The sequence below is a fragment of the Streptomyces sp. NPDC005784 genome (genome assembly GCF_042871525.1).
Taxonomy (GTDB): domain Bacteria; phylum Actinomycetota; class Actinomycetes; order Streptomycetales; family Streptomycetaceae; genus Streptomyces.
On the sequence record NZ_JBIAIQ010000006.1, the window covers coordinates 371,948 to 391,709 of the forward strand.

Annotated in this window: 16 protein-coding genes and 1 pseudogene; 11 read left to right on the top strand and 6 right to left on the bottom strand. The window is 71.0% G+C overall.

The annotated features are described in order from the left end of the window. The first annotated feature begins 176 nt into the window (after positions 1 to 176). From ACFYR3_RS14080 to ACFYR3_RS14105, 6 genes and pseudogenes are all read left to right on the top strand, one after another. Positions 177 to 1,373 carry an ROK family transcriptional regulator gene (locus tag ACFYR3_RS14080; RefSeq protein ID WP_355852023.1) on the top strand — a complete coding sequence of 399 codons (1,197 nt, stop codon included), beginning with the start codon at positions 177 to 179 and terminating at the stop codon, positions 1,371 to 1,373. Positions 1,374 to 1,967: 594 nt separating this feature from the next. Continuing rightward, positions 1,968 to 3,050 carry an ABC transporter substrate-binding protein gene (locus ACFYR3_RS14085; RefSeq protein WP_389282975.1) on the top strand — a complete coding sequence of 361 codons (1,083 nt, stop codon included), beginning with the start codon at positions 1,968 to 1,970 and terminating at the stop codon, positions 3,048 to 3,050. After that, positions 3,047 to 4,042, top strand: coding sequence for an ABC transporter permease (locus ACFYR3_RS14090; protein ID WP_389282977.1), 996 nt, complete (start codon positions 3,047 to 3,049; stop codon positions 4,040 to 4,042). The genes ACFYR3_RS14085 and ACFYR3_RS14090 overlap by 4 nt, the downstream gene beginning before the upstream one ends. Further along, positions 4,018 to 4,761 (top strand): annotated as a pseudogene (locus tag ACFYR3_RS14095) (ABC transporter ATP-binding protein); the annotation flags it as partial. The gene ACFYR3_RS14090 and the pseudogene ACFYR3_RS14095, both read left to right, overlap by 25 nt. 257 nt (positions 4,762 to 5,018) lie before the next feature. After that, positions 5,019 to 6,407, top strand: a complete 1,389-nt coding sequence (locus ACFYR3_RS14100; RefSeq protein WP_355852032.1) for an LLM class flavin-dependent oxidoreductase — start codon at positions 5,019 to 5,021, stop codon at positions 6,405 to 6,407. Positions 6,408 to 6,448: 41 nt separating this feature from the next. Continuing rightward, positions 6,449 to 7,342 carry a TauD/TfdA family dioxygenase gene (locus tag ACFYR3_RS14105; protein WP_355852035.1) on the top strand — a complete coding sequence of 298 codons (894 nt, stop codon included), beginning with the start codon at positions 6,449 to 6,451 and terminating at the stop codon, positions 7,340 to 7,342. Between the two features lie 184 nt (positions 7,343 to 7,526). Here ACFYR3_RS14105 and ACFYR3_RS14110 read toward each other — a convergent pair whose 3' ends face one another. Then, positions 7,527 to 8,153, bottom strand: a complete 627-nt coding sequence (locus ACFYR3_RS14110) for a histidine phosphatase family protein (protein ID WP_355852038.1) — start codon at positions 8,151 to 8,153, stop codon at positions 7,527 to 7,529. Between the two features lie 191 nt (positions 8,154 to 8,344). Here ACFYR3_RS14110 and ACFYR3_RS14115 point away from each other — a divergent pair, with 191 nt between their 5' ends. Next, the gene (locus ACFYR3_RS14115; RefSeq protein WP_355852041.1) at positions 8,345 to 8,548 is read left to right on the top strand and encodes a hypothetical protein; all 204 of its coding nucleotides are present in this window, start codon (positions 8,345 to 8,347) and stop codon (positions 8,546 to 8,548) included. On the opposite strand, the gene ACFYR3_RS14120 is transcribed toward ACFYR3_RS14115, so the two are convergent. Beyond that, a complete protein-coding gene (locus tag ACFYR3_RS14120; protein ID WP_355852044.1) occupies positions 8,549 to 9,217 on the bottom strand; it encodes a DsbA family protein in 669 nt (222 codons plus the stop codon). Between the two features lie 193 nt (positions 9,218 to 9,410). Here ACFYR3_RS14120 and pepN point away from each other — a divergent pair, with 193 nt between their 5' ends. From pepN to ACFYR3_RS14135, 3 genes are all read left to right on the top strand, one after another. After that, positions 9,411 to 12,017 carry an aminopeptidase N gene (pepN, locus tag ACFYR3_RS14125; RefSeq protein ID WP_389282980.1) on the top strand — a complete coding sequence of 869 codons (2,607 nt, stop codon included), beginning with the start codon at positions 9,411 to 9,413 and terminating at the stop codon, positions 12,015 to 12,017. 292 nt (positions 12,018 to 12,309) lie between these two features. Continuing rightward, a complete protein-coding gene (locus ACFYR3_RS14130) occupies positions 12,310 to 13,362 on the top strand; it encodes a hypothetical protein (protein ID WP_389282982.1) in 1,053 nt (350 codons plus the stop codon). A gap of 181 nt (positions 13,363 to 13,543) precedes the next feature. After that, complete coding sequence (locus ACFYR3_RS14135) at positions 13,544 to 14,110, top strand: isochorismatase family protein (RefSeq protein ID WP_355852051.1); 567 nt, start codon at positions 13,544 to 13,546, stop codon at positions 14,108 to 14,110. Positions 14,111 to 14,186: 76 nt separating this feature from the next. On the opposite strand, the gene ACFYR3_RS14140 is transcribed toward ACFYR3_RS14135, so the two are convergent. The 4 genes from ACFYR3_RS14140 to ACFYR3_RS14155 form a co-directional block, all read right to left on the bottom strand. Beyond that, positions 14,187 to 15,323, bottom strand: a complete 1,137-nt coding sequence (locus ACFYR3_RS14140; RefSeq protein ID WP_389282984.1) for a serine hydrolase domain-containing protein — start codon at positions 15,321 to 15,323, stop codon at positions 14,187 to 14,189. 90 nt (positions 15,324 to 15,413) lie between these two features. Then, positions 15,414 to 17,198, bottom strand: coding sequence for a TIGR03767 family metallophosphoesterase (locus ACFYR3_RS14145; RefSeq protein ID WP_356785424.1), 1,785 nt, complete (start codon positions 17,196 to 17,198; stop codon positions 15,414 to 15,416). A gap of 258 nt (positions 17,199 to 17,456) precedes the next feature. Further along, entirely contained in the window at positions 17,457 to 18,365 is a 909-nt protein-coding gene (locus ACFYR3_RS14150) for a pyridoxamine 5'-phosphate oxidase family protein (protein WP_389282986.1), read from the bottom strand. 29 nt (positions 18,366 to 18,394) lie between these two features. After that, the gene (locus tag ACFYR3_RS14155; RefSeq protein WP_389282988.1) at positions 18,395 to 18,856 is read right to left on the bottom strand and encodes a VOC family protein; all 462 of its coding nucleotides are present in this window, start codon (positions 18,854 to 18,856) and stop codon (positions 18,395 to 18,397) included. A gap of 130 nt (positions 18,857 to 18,986) precedes the next feature. Here ACFYR3_RS14155 and ACFYR3_RS14160 point away from each other — a divergent pair, with 130 nt between their 5' ends. Next, entirely contained in the window at positions 18,987 to 19,622 is a 636-nt protein-coding gene (locus tag ACFYR3_RS14160; RefSeq protein WP_355852065.1) for a CGNR zinc finger domain-containing protein, read from the top strand. The last annotated feature ends 140 nt before the right edge of the window (positions 19,623 to 19,762 follow it).

The following is a 19,762-nucleotide window of genomic DNA, read 5'->3' on the forward strand; positions in this document are numbered from 1 at the left end:
GTCGACCTGCGACGCCAGGGCACTGCCACCTGTCGCCGCCCGTCCTGAGGCGGGGCGGAGCGGATCCGGCTCGCCCCGACGAGACCACAGCGGACCACACCGGTCGCGCGTCGCACCCGTTGTGACGTGGCGTACGTGACGGCGCAGTGCCGGACCAGCTCCCGAGGAAGAACTCCATGGCCAGTACCGTGGCACCCCCTTCGACGTCCCCGCCCTCCCCCGTTCTCGACCGGCGCCGGGCCAGCGCCAGCGTGATCCTGCGGTCCGTGCTGGAGCACGGGCCGGTCGCCCGCAGCACCATCTCCCGGCTCACCGGACTCTCCCCGGCGTCGGTGACCGACTACTGCGCCCGGTTCACCGAACGGGGCCTGATCCGGGAGGCCGCCGCGCCCCACCGGTCGGGCGGGGTCGGGCGGCCGCATCTCCCGGTCGACCTGGACCGCTCCCGGTTCGTGGTCGGCGGAGTGCATGTGGCCGTGCCGTACACCACCGTCGCGCTGCTGGACCTGCGCGGGCGCGTCCTCGCCGAGAAGCGCCTGCGGCACGACCGCACCGAGCCGGGCCTGGTTCTCGCGAACGCGGCGGACGGGATCGCCGCCCTCCTCGCGGGCGTTCCCGGCCGTACCGCCCTGGGCATCGGGGTGGCGGCCGGCGGCTGGGTCGACCCGGACTCCGGCACGATCGTGGAGCACACGCTGCTGGGCTGGCGCGACGTCGCCGTCCGGGAGGCCATCGGGGCGCGCACGGGACTGCCGGTCCATGTGGACGGCCACGCGCGGGCGTTGGTCAACGGGGAGCGGCTGTTCGGGCGGGCCCGGGGCAGCCGGAGCGTGTTGCATCTCTTTGTCGGCAATGTGGTGGATGCCGCCTTCGCCACCCACGACCAGGTGCACTACGGGCCCCGCTCGCAGGCCGGTGCGATCGCCCATCTGCCCCTGACGGGAGGGTCGGAGCTGTGCGACTGCGGGCGGACGGGGTGCCTCCAGGCCGAACTGAGCGAACGGACATTGTGCCGGCGGGCCAGGGAGCTGGGTGTCATCGACGGCTCGAACCCGATGCACGTGGTCTCCGCGGCGGCCGCCGGCGACCCGCCGGCCGTACGGCTGCTGACGGAGCGGTCCCGGATGGTCGGGCGGGCGGCGGGGCTCCTGCTCGACGTGCTCAACCCGGAGACGGTCGTCGTCACCGAGATCGGTGCCGTGCACCGGGAGGACTGCCTCCGCGCGCTGCGCGAGGCGGTGGGCCCGGAGCGCGCGTCCGCGGTCGTCCCGACCAGCTTCCCGGATTCGGTGCTGGCCGTGGCGGGCGGTTCGGTCGCGCTCGACGTCCTGTACCGCGATCCGCTGGGTTCCGCGGGCTCCGCCGCCCGCTGAAATCCTCATGGCCGTCCGGACCGCTGCGGCTTCCCCGGGCTCCCCACCGGGAGCGAATTAATTCAGAAAGTCGGAATGTTGACAGGGTTCATTCCCGGACAGGAGCATCGTGTGCATGAGCAGCGCGCGGGTGCAGGTTCCGCTCACCAAGTGCCGTGTGGTCGACCTGATGCGGGTCGCACGCACACGTTGTTGCTGACCCCTTGTCGCTGACACCTCGCTGACGCGCTGAAGCGCCGAGGTTCACTCGGCAGCCTTCGCCCCGAGGGCCACTCGGCAGTAGTCGCGCCGCGGATCGGTCGGCCCTCGTCGTCCCGAAGGCCGTCCGGCCGCCGCCCTTCAACGTCGGTCGGCCGTCGTCGCGCCGTGGACCCGTCGGCCGTCGTCTCCCGTGGACCGGTCCGTCGTGGCGCAGCGGACCGTTCAGCTGTCGTCGCCCTGGTCGGCTCGTCCCCATCGGCACGCCATCGGCGTGTGTCCTTCTCGGCGCGCGTTCCGCTCTTCCGGCCTCGCCCTGTCCGGAACTCCGCGCGCTCTCCCGCCACTTGGAATCCCTGGAGTCCTTCCATGCCACCACTGTCCCCGCCTTCCCGCTTGTCCTCCTCGCCCCCCTCGTCCTCCTCCAGGTCCGGTGTCGACCGGCGTGTGTTCCTGTCCTCCCTGCTCGGTGTCGCCGCCGCGGCCGGGCTGAGCGGTTGCGCCGGTGCCAGTGCGGCCGACACCGGTTCCCGGGCGGACCTGTCCGCGCCCCTGTCCGACAAGGTGCCGCGGGGCACCAAGCTCACGATCGCCTCTTACCAAGGTGTCCAGGAACTCCAGTTCAAGCTGGCGGGGTTGGCCGATCTGCCGTTCACCGTCTCCGACTGGGTGAACATCGGTGCCGGTCCCGATGTCATCAACGCCTTCCGCGCCAAGTCCCTGGACGTGGGGAACAACGCGGGCATCCCGCCGATCCAGGCGCACTTCCAGGGCTTCGACGCGAAGATCGTCGCGATCAACATCACCCGCAAGCCCAACTACCTGTTCGCCACCAAGCCCGGCAGCGACATCAAGGATGTCCAGGACTTCAAGGGCAAAAAGCTGGCCTTCTCGCAGGGCCAGGCGCAGGGTGTCGTCCTGCTGCGCGCCCTGAAGCAGGCCGGCATCGCCTACGGCGACGTGAACCTCGTACCGCTGACCAGCAACCAGTTCCTCACCGCGCTCCAGGCGGGCCAGGTGGACATCGCCCCGCTCGCCAACAGCCAGGCGCCGGCCTACCTCAAGCAGTACGGGCCCAAGGGCGCCCACACCATCGACACCGAGGTGGTGGACCTCCTCAACCTGCTCTGGGCGCCGACCTCGGTACTGGCCGACCGCGCGAAGGCGGCCGCGGTCGCCGCGTACATCCCGCGCTGGGCGAAGGGCCAGGTGTGGGCGTACGAGCACCCCGACGCCTGGAACGAGGAGTTCTACGTCAAGACGCAGAACCTGACGCTCGCCCAGGCGCAGTCGATCACCGAACTCGCCAACAAGCCTTTGTTCCCGCCGAGTTGGGACGAGGCGGTCAAGTGGGAACAGGAGACCGCCGATCTGCTGGCGGAGGGCGGCTTCGTGAAGGGGTTCAAGGTCGACTCGCTCTTCGACCGGCGCTTCGAGGCCATCGCGGCCAAGTCCGTACCCGCGGAATACCAAAGGTGACGGCCATGACGACCAGGACCACGACCGCGGCCAGGAGCGCGACCTCCGCCACGCCGTCGACCGCGATCACGGAGGAACCCACCTCCGCCTCCCTCGCCGACTCGATCCCCACCTTGCCCACCGACGCCGGAACCGGAACCGGAACTGACACCAGCACCGAGGCGGACGGAACCAAGGCCGACAGTCGTCGGTTCCGCCGGTCTCCTGGTTCCCGGCGCCGCGGTCTCGCGCCCGGAAAGCGGCTGCCCGCCTCCCGGCTGATCGGTCCGGCGCTGTTCCTCGCCCTGTGGGCCGTCGCGTCGGCGGCCGGACAACTGGATCCCGGCGCGATTCCCGCGCCGTGGACGGTGCTGAAAACCACCGGTCATCTGTGGACCGACGGCACCCTGCCCACCGATGTGCTGACGTCCCTGGAGCGCGCGGCATACGGATTCGCGTTCGGCCTGACCGCCGGCGTCGTCCTCGCCCTCGCGTCCGGGCTCAGCCGGGTCGGGGAGGCGCTGATCGACGGGACCGTGCAGCTCAACCGGGCGATCCCGACCCTCGGTCTGATCCCGCTGTTCATCCTCTGGCTCGGCATCGGCGAGACCTTCAAGATCGCGATCATCGCCATCGTCGTCTACATCCCGATCTACCTGAATCTGCACTCCGCCCTGTCCGGCATCGACCACCGGTATGTGGAACTCGCCGAGGTCCAGGGGCTGTCGAGGCTCCGTTTCGTCCGGGAGATCGTGATCCCCGGCGCACTGCCCGGCTTCTTCGTCGGACTGCGGCTCGGGGTGACCGGCTCCTGGCTCTCCCTGGTCGTCCTGGAGCAGATCAACGCCACCAGCGGCCTCGGCTACATGATGTTCCAGGCCCAGAACTACGGCCGGACCGACATCATCCTCGTCGGCCTGCTGATCTACGGCATCTTCGGGCTCGTCTCCGACAGCGCGGTTCGTCTCATCGAACGAAAGGTGCTGTCGTGGCGACGCACACTCAGCAACTGACCCGCCGGTCACCGACCCGCTCCCACACGGTCCAACTGCGCGGTCTCACCCGGTCGTTCGAGGGTCATACGGTTCTCGACGGAATCGACCTCGACCTCCCGGCGGGCCAGTTCACCGCCCTGCTCGGACACAGCGGCTCCGGCAAGAGCACGCTGCTGCGCGCCATCGCCGGCCTGGATCACGGCGTCGCCGGCAGCGGGCAACTCGCCGCCCCGGACAGGGTGTCCGTCGTCTTCCAGGACTCCCGGCTGCTGCCCTGGCGCCGCGTCCTCGACAACGTCCTGCTCGGCACGGACGGCCGGGAGGCGGCGGAGAAGGGCCGCTCCGCCCTCGCCGAAGTGGGACTCGCGGGACGCGAACGGGCCTGGCCCAACGAGCTGTCCGGCGGGGAGGCACAACGCGCCGCCCTGGCCCGTTCGCTCGTACGGGAACCCGAACTGCTTCTCGCCGACGAACCGTTCGGGGCGCTGGACGCGCTCACCCGGATCCGGATGCACGTGCTGCTGCGCGAACTGTGGGAGCGCCACCGGCCGTCGGTACTGCTCGTCACGCACGACGTCGACGAGGCGATCGTGCTGGCCGACCGGGTGCTCGTGCTCGACCACGGACGCATCGGCCTCGACCTGGCCATCGACCGCCCGCACCCCCGCTCGTACCGCGATCCGCTGCTCGGCGAGTACCGCGAACGCCTGCTGAACGCCCTCGGGGTGACCGAGGACGTGACAGGAGCACCGGAAGGAACGGAACGCGGAGGACGGGCGGCACACCCCGCTGCAGAACCGGACGGAACGACGGTACACCCCGCCGCGGAACCGGACGGAGCCACGGCCCAGCCCGCCGCAGGACCGGACCGAACGGCGGACGAAGTCGCCGTACGAGCGGACGGCACAGCGGCGGGCGTCGCCGCAGGACCGGCCGACACGGCGGACGACATCGCCGGGCACGAGCTGTCCGCGCACCCGAAGGAGAAGCACCCGTGACCAGCCCGCGCCGACTCCATCTCAACGCCTTCCTGATGAACACCGGCCACCACGAGGCCTCCTGGCGGCTCCCGGAGAGCGACCCGTACGCCCATGTCGAAACGGCCCACTACATACGTCTCGCCCGGATCGCCGAACGCGGCACCTTCGACTCGCTCTTCCTCGCCGACGGACCGGTCCTGTTCAACAGCGTGGGCCAGCGCCCGTCCGGTGCCCTCGAACCCATCACCCTGCTCACCGCGCTGGCCACCGCCACGGAGCACATCGGCCTGATCGCCACCGCCTCCACGTCCTACAACTCCCCCTACAACCTGGCCCGCAGATTCGCCTCCCTCGACCACATCAGCGGCGGCCGCGCGGGCTGGAACATCGTCACCACCGCGGGCGCCGAGGCCGCCCGCAACTTCGGTCTCGACGACGAGCCCGCGCACGCCACCCGCTACGAGCGCGCCGCCGAGTTCCTGGACGTGGCGCTCAAGCTCTGGGACAGCTGGGAGGACGACCTGGTCGTCGCCGACAAGACGGCGGGCGTCTGGGGCGACCCGGGCAAGATCCACCCCGCGCGCCACAAGGGGACGTACTTCAGCGTCGACGGCGCCCTCAACGTGCCCCGCACACCGCAGGGTTACCCGCTCCTCGTGCAGGCGGGCTCGTCGGAGGACGGCAAGCGGTTCGCGGCCCGGTACGCGGAAGCCGTGTTCACCGCCCAGCAGACCCTGGCGGACGCCCAGGACTTCTACGCCGACCTCAAGTCCCGTACCGCACGGGCCGGCCGGGACCCGGACCACATCAAGGTCCTGCCCGGCATCGTCCCGGTCATCGGCTCGACCGAGGCGGAGGCGCGCGCCCATGAACGTGTCCTCGAGGACCACATCGTCTACGAGCACGGGCTGAACCGCCTGGAGCATCTGCTGCACCTGGAGCCGGGCACCCTCGGCCTCGACGCGCAACTGCCCGCCGACCTGCCGCCGGAGAGCGCGATCGAGGGGGCCAAGAGCCGCTACACCCTCGTCGTGGAACTCGCCCGGCGCGAGCGGCTCACCGTGCGCGAGCTGATCGGGCGGCTCGGCGGCGGACGGGGCCATCTGACCTTCACCGGCACGCCCGAGCAGGTCGCCGACGAGATCGAGGAGTGGTTCCGGCGGGGCGCCGCCGACGGCTTCAACATCATGCCCGCCGTGCTGCCGTCCGGCCTCGACCTCTTCGTGGACCACGTGGTGCCGATCCTGCGCGACCGGGGTCTGCTCCGCAGGGAGTACGGGCCCCGGCAGACCCTGCGGGAGCGCTACGGCCTCCCGCGCCCGGCCAACCAGTACGCGATCCCGCCCACGACCACCGCACCCACAACCACATCTGAACCAACGCCCGCATCCGCCCTCGCCTGACCGCACGCCCGCCCGATCCGTTCCGAAAGGACCCGCACCCCATGGCAGACATCGAGATCCAGAAGGTCACCGCGCACATCGGTGCCCGTGTCGCAGGCGTCGACATCTCCAAGCCCTTGGACGACGTCACCGCCGCCGCCCTGCGCACCGCCCTGAACCAGCACAAGGCGCTGGTCTTCGACGACGTCGACCTGGACGACGAGGGCCAGCAGGCCTTCGCCCGCCACTTCGGCGACCTCACCACCGCGCACCCCACCGTGTCCGCCGTGGACGGCGCCCCGAACGTGCTGCCCGTCGACAGCGAACGGGGCCGCGCCAACCACTGGCACACCGACGTGACCTTCGTGCTCAACCCTCCGCAGGCCAGCACCCTGCGCAGCATCACCGTCCCGTCGTACGGCGGTGAGACGCTCATCGCCAACTCCGCGTCCGCCTACCGCGATCTGCCCGAACCGCTCCGCGCGCTCGCCGACACGCTGTGGGCCGAGCACACCAACGACTACGACTACGCGGTACCGGACGAGAACATCGACGAGGAACAGGCCGCGCAGCGGGCCCAGTTCACGTCCATCAAGTTCCGCACCGCCCACCCGGTCGTCCGGGTCCACCCGCTGACCGGTGAACGCGGGCTGTTCATCGGCGGGTTCGCCCAGCGGATAGCCGGGCTGTCGGTGGGCGAGTCCCGCAAGATCCTCGACCTGCTCCAGTCGTATGTCACCCGGCCGGAGAACATCCTGCGCTGGCGCTGGTCCCCGAACCAGCTGGTCCTGTTCGACAACCGGATCACCCAGCACTACGCGATCGACAACTACGACGGTCAGCCGCGCCGGCTGCACCGTGTGACGGTCGCCGGTGACGTGCCGGTCGGCATCGAGGGCAAGGAGAGCTACTCGATCGCGGGCGACGCCTCGCACTACACCTCGGTGGCCGCATGACGCTGTTCCCGGCGGCGGTCGGCCAGGCCCGGCGGCAGGCGCCCGCCCGCGCCTGACCGGTATTGCCGCCTCATCGAAGGGGCCCTCGCGTGACGCCGTTCGTCATGCGAGGGCCCCTTCGCGCATCCGGACGGCAGACGGAGAAGGGGAGGCCCCCCGCGCGGACGTGCCGCACGGGGGTCCGTCACGGGGCGCACGGCACATTGAGCGAGAGCAGGGCGGCCGACCCGTCCTCCATCCGGAGTGCGGTGATCGCCGCGTTGCCGAGGCTCGGCAGAACCCGGCGGTACTCGCCCAGCGGGATGGACAGGGCGGTGCACAGCACGAGGCGCAGCAGGGTGTTGTGGGCGACGACCAGCACGCGTTCGCCGGGGTGGGCCGCGGCGATGCGGCGCAGGGCGCGCGTGCCACGGGCCGCCGCGGTGCGCGGATCCTCCGCCTCGGGGAAGGGGAAGGACACCGGATCGGCCTGGAACGCCTTGGCCCGGACCGGGTTCTCCAGCTCGAACTCGGCGAGCGTACGGCCCTCCACCACCCCGAAGTCGCATTCGCGCAGCCCTGGTTCGCGCTGCGCGGTGAGTCCGAGGGCGCGGCACGCGGGCTCGGCGGTGGCGACGGCGCGGGACATGGTCGAGGTCCAGATCGCGTCGACCGGGTGCGCGGCCGCCCAGCGGCCGAGGGCTTCCGCCTGGGCTCGGCCCTCGTCGGTGAGGGGGACGTCACTCACTCCGACGTAGCGGTTCTCCGCGTGCCGGACGGTCTGCCCGTGCCGGGCCAGGAGGAGGGTCGTACTGCGGCTCGTAGTACTCATGAGGCCGCAGTATCCAGGTCGAGGCGGGCGCGTGGGAGCGCCGTGAGGAGACCGGGGAGCCGGCCGCGCCGCTCCGGTTCACCGACGAACCAGCGTGCACGGGAGCGGCGGGACCGGGCCGGCCCCGCGAGCGCATACGCTCGCGGGGGCGGCGTCCGGCACCCGGACCGTTCTCATACGGAGGTATCGCCGTGGATGTGCGCTGCCCGAACTGCGGAGGACCACTGCAGACGTTCCGCAGGCTCACCAGGGACGAGGAGGAGGCCGTACGGCGGATCAAGCAGGTGGACGACCCGGCCGCCTACCATCGCTGCACCCGTGCGGGCTGCCGCCGCTTCCAGCGCTGGAGCAACTGGCGCGACGGCGACAACTTCCCCGAGCCCAGGACCACGTGACTACAGGTTGCTGAAGTCAGGTCCCGCCGTACGCGTGCGCTTGATCTCGTAGAAGCCCGGCACCGAGGCGACCATGAGCGTGCCGTCCCAGAGCTTGGCGGCCTCCTCGCCCTTGGGGGCCGGGGTGACGACCGGGCCGAAGAAGGCGAGCTGCTCACCGTCGGCGCCGGGGACGGCGATGACCGGGGTGCCGACGTCCTGGCCGACCTTGTCGATGCCCTCCTTGTGGGAGGCGCGCAGCTCGGCGTCGAACTCGAAGTCGTCCTGGTCGGCGTAGTCGATCAGGTCGGCGGGCAGCCCGACCTCTTCGAGGGCGCCGGCTATCGCCTCCTTGGTCGGGCCCGCGCCGGCGTTGTGGAAGCGGGTGCCGAGCGCGGTGTACAGCGGGCCGAGGACGTCGTCGCCGTGCTTCTGCCAGGCGGCGGTGACCACCCGGACGGACTCCCACGCGGTGGTCGCGAGCATCTCGCGGTAGTGGTCGGGAAGCTCGTCCAGCTTGGGCTCGTTCAGTACGGCGAGGCTCATGATGTGCCAGCGGACCTCGATGTCGCGGACCTTCTCCACTTCCAGCACCCACCGAGAGGTCATCCAGGCCCAGGGGCACAGCGGATCGAACCAGAAGTCGACGGGGGTCTTGCCGGAACTGGTCTGAGCGGTCTGCTCGGGCATGGCTCTCCTCGGAACGCGGTCTTTCCCCTCACCAACACCGGCACTCGCCCGCACCATTCCCGGGTGTCTGTGCGATTCCGACCGGTCCGAGGGATTCCCCTGTGTCTGCGTCGTGGCTGTGCCCGCCGTCAGGGGCACATGGCAGGATCGGTCCTGTTCACACATGTCTATGACGTCATGAGGGAGTGCAGCCGTGCCCGGTGAGAATCTGTCCCGCGACGAGGCCCAGGAGAGGGCGGCGCTGCTGTCCGTCGACGGCTACGACGTCTCTCTCGACCTGCGCTCGGCCGCCGGGGACACGGAGCCCGGCGAGGCGGCCGGCGAGCCCCGCACCTTCCGCTCGGTCACCACGCTCCGCTTCCGCTGCGCCGAGCCGGGCGCGACGAGCTTCGCGGACCTGATCGCACCGCGTGTGACGGCCGTCTCACTCAACGGCCGGGACCTCGACCCGGGTGAGGTCTTCGACGGCTCCCGGATCCGGCTGGAGGACCTCGCAGCCGAGAACGAACTCGTCGTGGACGCCCAGTGCGCCTACTCCCGCACCGGCGAAGGCATGCACCGCTTCGTCGACCCCGAGGACGGCGAGGTGTATCTGTACACGCAGTACGAGCCCGCCGACGCGCGGCGCGTCTTCGCGAACTTCGAGCAGCCCGACCTCAAGGCGCCGTTCCGCTTCGAGGTGCGGGCCCCCGAGGGCTGGACCGTCTGGAGCAACGGCGCCGGTGAACTCGCCGACGGCGTGTGGAAGTTCGCCGAGACGAAGCCGATCTCGACGTACATCACGGCGGTCGTGGCGGGCCCGTACCACTACGTGACGGACTCCTACTCCCGCACCTTCGACGACGGTACGAAGCTGGAGATCCCCCTCGGCGCGATGTGCCGCAAGGGCCTGGCCCCGCACTTCGACGCCGACGACGTGTTCCTGGTGACCAAGCAGGGGCTGGACTTCTTCCACGACCACTTCGACTACCCGTACCCCTTCGGGAAGTACGACCAGGCGTTCGTGCCCGAGTACAACCTCGGCGCGATGGAGAACCCGGGGCTCGTCACCTTCCGCGAGGAGTACATCTTCCGCGGCAAGGTGACGCAGACGTCGTACGAGGCGCGGGCGAACGTCATCCTGCACGAGATGGCGCACATGTGGTTCGGGGACCTCGTCACCATGGTGTGGTGGGACGACCTGTGGCTGAAGGAGTCCTTCGCCGACTTCATGGGCACGTTCGCGAACGTCGGCGCGACCCGCTTCACCGACGCCTGGATCACGTTCGCCAACCGCCGCAAGGCCTGGGCGTACCGCGCGGACCAACTGCCGTCCACGCACCCGATCACGGCCGACATCCGCGACCTGCAGGACGCCAAGCTGAACTTCGACGGCATCACCTACGCCAAGGGCGCCTCCGTCCTGAAGCAGTTGGTGGCGTACGTCGGACAGGACGCCTTCCTGGAGGGCGCGCGCCGCTACTTCAAGCGGAACGCGTACGGCAACACCCGCCTCGGCGATCTGCTGTCGGCCCTGGAGGAGACGAGCGGACGGGACATGGCCGCCTGGTCCCGGTCCTGGCTCCAGACCGCGGGCGTCAACTCCCTCACCCCGCAGGTGATCCTGAGCTCCGAGGGACGCGTCACCGAGTTGGCCGTCGTCCAGGAGGCCGCCGAGTCCCATCCCGAACTGCGCCCGCACCGCGTGGCCGTGGGCCTCTACCGGCGGCAGTCGCTGCGCGAGGGCGGGGACGGCTCGCTCGTCCGCTACGCGCGCGCCGAGGTGGATGTCGACGGGCCGCGCACGATCGTCGCCGACCTGGTCGGCGCGGAGGCCCCCGATCTCGTCCTCGTCAACGACGACGACCTCACGTACTGCAAGATCCGCTTCGACGAGGGCTCGCTGGCCACGCTGCGGGACGCGCTCGGCGAGATGACCGACCCGCTCGCCCGGGCCCTGTGCTGGTCCGCGCTGTGGAATCTCACCCGCGACGCTCTCATGCCCGCCCGGGACTTCATCGCTCTGGTGCTGCGTTTCGCGGGCCGCGAGTCCGACATCGGCGTGCTCCAGATGCTGCACGCCTGGGCGAACTCCGCGCTCGTCAACTACGTGGCGCCCGACTGGCGCGCACAGGGCGGACAGCTGCTCGCCGAGGGCGCGCTGAAGGAGCTGCGGCTCGCCGAACCGGGCGGCCAGCACCAGCTCGCCTGGGCCCGCTTCTTCGCCGACGTCGCGTCGAGTGAGGCCGATCTCCAGCTGCTCCAGGGCCTGTTGGAGGGGACGGCCAAGATCGACGGACTGGAGGTCGACCAGGAGCTGCGCTGGGCGTTCCTGAAGCCGCTGGCCGCGCAGGGCGCCGCCGACGAGTCCGTCCTCGCCGCCGAACTCGCCCGCGACGACACGGCGTCCGGCAAGCGGCACCAGGTCCGCTGTCTCGCCGCCCGCCCCTCGGCAGCGGTCAAGGCCCAGGCCTGGGCGGCCGTCGTGGAGTCCGACGCGCTCTCCAACGCCCTCGTCGACGCGACCATCTCCGGCTTCACCCAGCCGTCCCGGCGGGATCTGCTCGCGCCGTACGCGGCCAAGTACTTCGCCGCGATCGAACGCGTCTGGGCCGAGCGGTCCATCCAGATCGGCATGGACGTGGTCAGGGGGCTGTTCCCCTCACTCCTCGACCACCCGGAGACCCTGGAGGCGACGGACGCCTGGCTCTCGGCGCACGAGGACGCGCCGCCCGCGCTGCGCCGGCTGGTGCTGGAGTCCCGGGACGATCTGGCGCGGGCGCTGCGGGGTCAGGCCTGCGACATCGCCGCGGCGGGCTGACAGCCGCCCCACGCGAACCACACCCGAGAGGGCACCGGCGCCGGTCGCGTCCGGTGCCCTGTCCGGTGAGCTGATCACCTGCGCGCACTGGTTACGAAGTCCGGTGAGCTGATCACCTGCGCGCACTGGTTACGAAATGCAGGTATTCAGAGCCGTAACCCCTATTAATCCCCCGCCGGACCAGCGCCTTTCGTCACTCGAACGCCCGTACTTCGGGACGCAGTTGTCCCGATTTGCCGACGGGCCGGTAACAGCGGTTAGAGAGCGGCTCCCGGGCGGGAATCCCCGGTTCATGAACCCCAGCACCCCCCTCTCCCCCCACCCCTGTCGCTCCTCGTCCCCCGTGCGGCACCGGGTCGTGACCGCCGCCCAGCTGCGCGGCCGCGGCGTGACCACCGCGGACACCAACGAGCGGTGCCGGCCCGGCGGGCCCTGGCAACGGCTCCTTCCCGGCGTCTTCCTCCTGCGTCCCGGCCCGCCCACCCCCGAGGAACGACTGCACGCGGCGCTGCTCTACGCCGCCCGCACGCCCGCCGCCCGGACCGCGGCCGGCATCCCCGCCCAGCCGGTCTCCGACGAACCGCGGACCACCCGGCCCCCCGCGGACGCGCTGGTCACCGGACTGGCGGCGCTGGCCCTGCACGGCTTCACCTCCGCACCGCCGCTGGACTCCCTCGACACGATCGACGTGCTGGTCCCCCGGCTGCGCCGGCTGCGCTCGACCGGCTGCGTCCGCATCGTGCGCACGACCACGCTGCCCGCGCCCGCGTTCGTGGCCGGCGTCCCGGTCGCCGCCGTGCCGCGGGCGCTGGCCGACGCGGTCGCCGAGCTGACCGACGCGGAGGCCGTGCGCGGGCTGCTGACGGAGGCGGTACGCCGCGGCCACTGCGAACCGCGCCCGGTCGTGGAGGAGTTGACGGCTGCCCGGCTGCTCGGCCGCCCGCACGTGGTGAGCGCCGTGGACTCGCTGGTGGCGGAGGGCAGGGCGATCGCGGAGAACCGCCTGTACCGGATGGTCTACAAACACGGGCTGCCGGATCCGGTCTGGAACGTCGACCTGCGGCTGCCCGGCGGCCCGCACCTCGGCGGTCTGGACGCGTACTGGCCCGAGCAGGCGGTGGCCGTCGAACTGGACACCCGCAGCCCGTGCCAGGACGCGGACGCCGTGCGGTCCGAGCACGCCCGCAAGCGCGAGTACCTGGAGCGGCTGGGCATCACCGTCGTCCACATCACCCCGCGGCGGCTCCGGGACGCGATGGAGCAGCAGGCCACGGTCGTGCGCACCGCGCTGATGGCCTCGAACGACCGCGATCCGGCCGCGCATGTCGTGGTTCTGCCCCGGTAGCGACGGACCGGGCGGCGCCCGGAGGGGAGGGAGGGGCCCACGAGGTGTTCTCGCGGGCCCCTCCCCGCGTTCCGGTGGCGTTGTCAGTGCCCCGATCTAGTGTGGTCGAGCAGAGGAACCATGGCCGGACGCGGCTGCCGTGACGAGCGGCCGAGAGACAGACGAGAGACAGGAGACCCTGATGACGACCCTGCCCGATCGCCCGAACACCGCGCTGCTGGTGATCGACATGCAGCACGGCGCGGTGGACGGCGCCCACGACCTCGCTCGTGTGATCGCGAACATCGACACCCTCGTCGCCAGGGCCCGCGCCGAGGCGGTGCCGGTGATCTGGGTGCAGCACTCCGACGACCAGATGAAGCGCGGCAGCGAGTCCTGGCAGTACGTGCCGGAGCTGGTCCGCCAGGACGCGGAGCCTGTCGTCCACAAGAACTACGGCGACTCCTTCGAGGCCACCGACCTCGAGGACCTGCTCGCCGAGCGCGCCGTCGGCCATGTCCTGGTCACCGGCGCCCAGACCGACGTCTGCGTCCGCTCCACCCTCCACGGCGCGTTCACCCGCGGGTACGACGTCACCCTGGTCGGCGACGCCCACACCACGGAGGACCTCACCGCGTACGGCGCCCCCACCCCGGCCGAGGTCGTCGCCCACACCAACCTGTACTGGAAGTGGCAGAGCGCGCCCGGCCGGCGCGGGGACACCGTCGAGACGGCGAAGGTGAGTTTCGCGACGAGAGCCGCTGACTAGAAGCGGCCGACCGTGGACGGCGAGGGCGGGAGCGGGGTCAGGGCCCGGGCCGGTGCGACCGGATCGACGGGGCCGGCTACTTCCCGCAGAACTCCGCCTCGACCACCGCCTCGCTGTCCCCCGTCCAGTCGCCGTTGAAGTTGAAGGCGAGGGAGTGGCGGCCGTCGGCCGTGGTGACGGCCACGGAGGACGAGCCGTGGATGCCGCCGTCATGGCCCCAGACCTGGACGCCGCAGCTCAGCTTCTGCTCCAGGAGGCCGAGGCCGTAGCGCATGTCCGGGACGCCGTCGATCCCGACCGTCGTCCGCATCTCCGTGAGCTGCTTGCGCGGCAGGAGCCTGCCCCGCAGGAGGGCCGTGTAGAAGCGGTTCAGGTCGGCGCTGTCGGAGATCATCTCCCCCGCGGAGGAGGCCATGGAGGGATTCAGGGTGGTGACGTCGTACGTCGGTCCCGTCGTCGTCGCGGCCAGCTTGGAGTAAGCCCTGCTGCTGGGCCGCGGGACCGTCACCCTGGTGCCGGGGACCGAAGTGGCGTGCAGACCGAGGGGTTTGATGATCCGGTCGCGGATCTGCGAGGCGTAGGAGTGGCCGGTGACCTTCTCGATCACCATGCCGGCGAGGACGTAGTTCGTGTTCGAGTAGTTCCAGGACGTGCCCGGTGCGAAGTCCGGTTTGTGGGACAGGGCGACGGCGACGAGTTGCTCGGGGGTCACCGTGTCGTAGCGGTGCCGGAGGAAGCCGTCCTTGAGGAAGTGGGTTCCGATGAAGTCGTCGTCGGTCGTGTAGTTGAAGATCCCGCTGGTGTGGTTGAGGAGTTGGCGGAGAGTGATCCTGGTGCCGTCGTTGCCGTTACCCCGCACCACGCCGGGCAGCCAGGTGTCCACCGTGTCGTCCAGCGACAGCCGTCCCTCCGCCTCCAGTTGGAGCAGGACGGTGGAGATGAAGGTCTTGGTGATGCTGCCGACGCGGAAGTGGTCGGCCGTCGAGCGGGGTGCGCCGGTCCGCAGGTCGCCCACGCCCGCCGTGGCGGACCACGCCCCGTGCCGGTCCACGACCGTCGCCGTCGCACCCGGCACACCGTCCCGCACGGCCGCCTCCATGGCCTGCCGGGTCGGTGAGTGGGCGCCTCTCGCGGGCGCCGCCGCCGCGGGTCCCGCCAGCGTCACCGCGACCGCCACGGCGGTCGCCCCCACCAGTCCCGTACGTACCCTCATGTCTTCCCCATCTCACCGTCGGACTTGGTCAACGGGACGGACACGAGGGCACACCGGCGGGTTGCCCGGACAGCGCGGGTTGAGCCGTTTTCAGCCCTTCTTCAGGATCAGCTCGGTGTTGCGGTCGCGCGAGGTGCCCGCCAGGTCGGTGCGGGAGTCGGGCGCGTTGAAGGAGAGCTCGCGGTAGAGCGCCGCGAGGCCCGTCTGGGTGAGGTCGGAGAAGTCCGTGGCGTGCGGGGCCGCGGACTCGATGAGGGTGGTGAACAGCGAGAGCGTGCCGTCCTTGTTGTCCACCAGCTCGATGACACGGGCGAGTTGGGGGTAGTCGACGTGGGAGGCGGTGGAGATCTCCCAGAAGGAGCGGTTGCCGGGGGCGGCGTGCGGAATGATCTCGTTCTCGTGGGTGTGACCGTTCACCCAGGCCAGGGTGTTGCTGAATTTGGCGAGGAGGGCGACGACCTCGTCCCCGCCGTGCCGCTTCTCGGCCGCGTGGGCCGGGTCGGCCTGGGTGTTGCGCATCGTCTTGCTGGTGTGGTGACTGAAGACGACGACGTACGAGTCCTTGTTCTCGCGCAGCGTCTTCTCCAGCCAGCGCAGCTGCGCCGTGCCGATCGAGCCCTCGAAGTGGCCGCCCGGGTCGGTGGTGTCCAGGCTGACGCCGATGACGTCCTCGGCGATGCGGAACGTGTAGTACTGGGTGCCCGCGGAGAGGTTCGCGGAGGAGTAGCCGTGGCCGATCGGGCCGGGCCCGGTGTGCGCCGGGTCGAGGTGGGCCTTGACGTACTCGGCGGGCGTGAACGGAGCACGCCGCTCGTCGGGCGTGACCGAGCGCATCTGCCGGGTGTGCGCCTTGAGCAGGTTGTGGAACTCGGCGCCCTTCGGACTGCGGGCGTACTTGATGGACGCGAGGAGCGCGTTGCTCTCCGCCGAGCCCAGTGACATCAGCTTCTTGCCGCCGACGGCGAACTCGGTGAGGTACGAGTCGCCGCGCGATCCGTAGACGCCGAGCGGGAGAGCGTCGTGGTTGCCGACGGTGGAGTACCAGGGCAGGCTCAGGCCGGGGCTGCGCAGCTCGCGGATCGCCGCCTCCAGGAAGCCCCTGATGTGCGGGAAACCGACCTGCTTGTCGGCGTCGCGCAGGGCGGCGTCGGGCTGCCAGTACGTCTTCAGGCCGCTGGCCTGGACGCCTTCGTAGTGCCGCGGGTCACCGCTGTTCGGGCTGATGCGGCCACCGCTCATGACCTTCAGGAACCAGTCCAGTTCCGTCTTGGAGTTGTTGTCGGTGTTGTCCCCGGTCGTCATGACGAAGTGCAGCGGAGACCCGGTGACGGGGGCTCCGTGAAGGGCGTTGACGCGCTCGACGAGCGAGACCGCGCCCGCGACGGTCAGCGCCTCCTGCGGGCGCCAGGCGTTCCTTTTCCCGGAGCGCAGATACTCCACACGCATCGGGTGCTGGACGTCGGTCAGATGCAGGTCGGTGAGCTGTACGAACGCGGCGAGCGCGGTGCGCCGGTCCGCGCGGCCCGTCCTGCCCGCGGCCAGTTCGTCGCGTACGACCCGCTTCCAGCCGGGGCCGTTCCCGAGCCGGCGGTACCCGGTGGAGCCGGAGTGGGGAGTGGCGACGCTGCTCAGTGTCGTGCCCCGGGTGTACGGGGCGAGCGAGGCCGGTGTCGTGCGACCGACCGCGGCCGACTGGTCCTTGGCGTGGGCGACGGAGTCGGCGACGGGCGACTGCCCCGGCGTCGCGGCGTGCGCCGGGGACTCCGGGCGCAGGGCGAGACCGATCCCCGCGGAGAGGGACACCGCTCCGGTGGCGGCCAGCAGGGTGCGGCGGTCGAGGGCGGGTACGGTGGCGACAGAGCGTATGCGCGGCATGGCGCGGTCTCCCCGAGTGCGAATGCGTCGGCAGTGGCCGCGGGGCGCTCGACTCACGAACTCCCCGCTCATACTGGATCGTTGGCACTGGGGATGACCTGCGCGTTAACTGGGCGGCAACGGGCAACACCGATCACCGTACGTCGATCTTGGCGCGCCCTGGACGTCCATGGAGTCCTGTCCGAACCGCCGGTGGGCGGTCACTCCGTGTTCATCTTGCGGGGTAGGGGAGGTGATTTGGGGCCGTCGCCCGGCCGTTCACGGATTTGCCGGTGAGTACGCGGGCGCGGACCAGCGCAGGGGGCTGGCGCCGGGTGTCTCGACGGCTTCGGCGAGGGTGAACCGGACGGTCCGTTCGCCGTCGGGGGCGAACTCCGTGCGGGCCGTGCCGGTCAGCTGGAGCACCGCTCCCGATGTCCAGTCCAGGAAGAGCAGACCGGCGCGCGGGTCGGCCGCGAGGTTGCCGAGGGTCAGGAACATGGAGTTTCCGGGGTAGTCGCGCCAGCTCAGTTCGCCGGTCGAATCGACGTGCACGAAGCCGGGGTTGCCGCCGCGATGGCTCGCGTCGGCGCCGTGCGCGTGGACCGTGGCGAGGAAGAAGGTGTCGGCGGCCTCGACGAACTGCCGCTGGGACGGCGTGAGTTCCCTGCCATGCCGGGGAACGCCCGTCGTACGGTCGGCCACTGTCTCGTACGTCTCCCGCTTCTGGAGGTACTTGGGGCAGTTGGCGAAGACCTGGTCGGCCTCGACGGCGAAGCCGCGTGGGGTCGGCCGGACCCGGCCGTTGAGGCGCATACGGCGGCGGGTGCGCGGGTCGAGCGCGATGGTGCCGACGGGAGTGCCCGCGGTGACGAGCGCGACCGTGAGCGGATCACCGGCGGGGAGTCCGCCCGCGACCGAGACCTGGTGGGGCCCGGTGGCGCGCACGAATCCGGGCCTCCCGGTGAGCAGCGAGGCCCACACGTCACCGCCGCCCGGAGCCGCACCGCAGTCGGGGCCGGGGCCGCTTGCCGGGGCCGCCGCGCCGACGACCAGCATCGGCTGCTGTTCGAGGAAGGCGGCGGCCACCGGGCGGATGCCCTGGCCGATGGCCCGGCCCACATGATCGGCGAGGTCGCGGACGCCGACGCGGTCCTGGATCGCCCGCGAGCCCGAGTGATACGTCATGACCGCTCCCCAGTGCCGGAAGAAGAGTGTTAGAAGAAACCGCAGGTCGGCGCGGACGCGTTCGGTGCCGGCGCCTCCTCGGCGCCGTCGGCCGCGAAGATCTCCAGACGGGTGCCGTCCGGGTCGTGGAAGAAGATGCCGCCCGAGGCCGCGCCCTCGCGGTGGGCGACCACGCCCTCGTACGCGAACGTCGAGCCGCAGGCGAGCAGGGCCGCCTCGTACTCCCTGACCTGCTCGACGGAGTCGACTTCGAGGGCGAGGTGGTGCAGGCCCGCCAGGCCGGCGTCGTACGCGCCGCGCGCCTGCTGCCAGAGCGTGACCACCGGGCGGCCGTCCCCGGACAGGGAGCCGAGGAACGCGTACCGCCGCTCCCCGTCGTCGCCCTCTTTGCCCTCGCCGAGCACCCCGAAGCCCAGGACGTCGCGGTAGAAGGCGAGCGAGCGGTCGAGGTCCGTGACGTTCAGGCCTATGTGGCCGGTGCGCAGCGTCATGGCGGTCCCTTTCTGTCGTCGGCCGCCCCCACAGCAGGGCTAACCCTTGTCTGTGACATTAAAGGTTAGAATCGACACCGTCAACCGGTGACCTACTCTTGAGCGGTTAGTAGCGAAGGGAGACCCACCCATGTCCACCAGCCCCGACCCCCGCCCCCTCACCGGTGAGCCGGTCTCGCTCGACCTGCTCAACACGCGCTGGATCCACGAGGGAGTGGTGCGGGACCTGCTGACCGGCACCGAGGGCCTCGCGGTGTGGCTGGCGGCCAACGGGCTCGACTTCCCGGCCGACGACACCGTCCTGCGCCACACGCTCGAAGCCCGTGACGCCCTGCGCGCCGCGATCGACACACCCCAGGGACAGGGCGACGAGAGGCGGAGCGGAACCGCCGACGATGACGGGTCCGGCGGGACCGCGGACGGCGACGGGCCGGTGAGCGTCGGCCCCCGACTCGCGGCGGAAGCCGCCGCCCGCGTGGACGCCGTGCTCGGGCACGGGCGTGTCCGGCTGACGCTGACCGCCCAAGGGCCGGGCGGGACGCCCGAGTTCGACGATCCCTCCTGGGGGCCGGCCTGGCTCGCCGCGCGCGACTACCTGGAGCTGCTGGACACCGCCCCGGACCGCATCCGCCGCTGCGCCCACGACGCGTGCGTCCTGCACTTCTTCGACACCTCACGGAACGGCACCCGCCGCTGGTGCTCGATGGCGGCCTGCGGTAACCGCGCGAAGGCATCCCGCCACTACGCGCGCACAAAAGAGAGCTGAATCGACAAAGAGAGACATCCGGGTCGCCCGGGATATCCACTGATAACACGCCATCACCGGCATGGCGTGTGGCGGAAGTACGCCATGGCTCTATCCCGCCTCGGTCAACTCTCCCCAAACAACTGCCCCTTGGGTAAAGC